At 59.4% G+C, this 1,220-nt stretch carries 2 protein-coding genes; one reads left to right on the top strand and one right to left on the bottom strand.

Annotation, left to right across the window (positions count from 1 at the left end; all coding sequences use genetic code 11):
• Positions 1–514, top strand: a 514-nt coding sequence (locus ENZ74_RS32220) for an outer membrane beta-barrel protein (RefSeq protein WP_164761422.1), incomplete at its 5' end; no start/stop codon positions are given.
• A 234-nt stretch (positions 515–748) separates the two neighbouring features.
• Here ENZ74_RS32220 and ENZ74_RS32215 read toward each other — a convergent pair.
• A complete protein-coding gene (locus tag ENZ74_RS32215; protein ID WP_013531464.1) occupies positions 749–1,216 on the bottom strand; it encodes a DUF1203 domain-containing protein in 468 nt (155 codons plus the stop codon).
• Positions 1,217–1,220: the final 4 nt, after the last annotated feature.

Genomic DNA, 1,220 nt, shown 5'->3' with positions numbered 1-1,220 from the left:
AGACGTTCCGCCGCTCGGCGACCTGGAATTCAATGGTCTCGGTGGCGAAGGTGCCTTTGGTGAACTGAACGTCGGCTACGATCATGACTTCGGCAGCTGGGTCGCAGGCGTCATGGTCGATGCACGCTACTCCGGCATGACTTCCAAGCTGGATCTCGGCGGCGGATCGATCAACGTCGATACCGACTATGGGTTCGATGTGTTGGGCCGCGTTGGCATGAAGATGAACGAATCGACCCTTGCCTATGCGCTTGCCGGCTACAGCTGGCAGCATTTCGATCTGAACGCTTCCGACCCGATCGGCGACATCCTCGACTGGGGCTCCAGCGGCTTCTCGGTCGGTGGCGGACTGGAAACGGCTCTGTCCAGCAATGTCACCGTTGGCCTCGAATATCGCTATTCGCAGTTCGCCAAGAAGGACTTTTCTTCGGAATTCGGCGCACCTGACGACACCCTTACCTCGACTTCCTCTTTCCACACCGTGCGCCTCGGCGCGAAGTACAAGTTCAACTAAAAGGCCCTCCAGCCAAACAGTTGCAGCCCGTCGGCCATGCCGGCGGGCTTTTTTCTTGCGTGGAATACGTCTGCTCCAAACGCAGGCAACAAAAAAGCGGAGCCAAAGCCCCGCTTCCTCGATGACGAGATTTGCCGCCGGTTCATCCGCGGTCGGCAAATCGATCGACAATGGCTTTCTATCGCGACTATGCGACGGGAGTACGACAGCTGTTTCCAGCGGCTAATCTCAGCCTCAAGCGCGCTCGATGCGGCACTGGTAGCAATTGTTGCGCGCCGAGCGGACATGGACGTAGGCGATCTCGTCGCGTTCCAACAAGGTCTTGGCCCGCCCGGTGATGTCTCCGGTCGGGACCACGCCGCCGCTGCCATAGACGATACGGTCATCCCTGCCATAGCCGCGCACGATGTAGTCGGGGCTGTCGAGAATCTCGGGCAGCGCCTCGCCCTCGGCAGCGCCGTCGCATTCCTCGGCATGCAGGAAGATCGGCCCGGTTTCGGCATAGGGCTGAAGCTGCGGGAATGGCCTGTATGCCAGAACAAGATAGGCATCGCCGGCTCCTATGTTCTTCAAACAATGCCGGCAAGGCATGCCGTCACCATCTGAGACCTTTCGCTCGGGCGTTTGGCCATAAGCATCGACGCCACCACGCTGCAGCGTCCTGACAGCTTCGGTCGGCAAAGCTTTGAACTGGATGGTCATGGAA

Origin of the sequence: Mesorhizobium sp. M7A.F.Ca.CA.002.15.2.1 (assembly GCF_003998715.1) — a bacterium.
Lineage (GTDB): Bacteria > Pseudomonadota > Alphaproteobacteria > Rhizobiales > Rhizobiaceae > Mesorhizobium > Mesorhizobium ciceri.
Note: the sequence above shows the minus strand (reverse complement) of the source record. Positions and strands in the feature narration are given on the sequence as shown.

Excerpts from the sequence above, each read along its gene's own strand:
- ENZ74_RS32215 (WP_013531464.1), bottom strand. The coding sequence starts at position 1,216 with ATGACCATCCAGTTCAAAGCTTTGCCGACCGAAGCTGTCAGGACGCTG.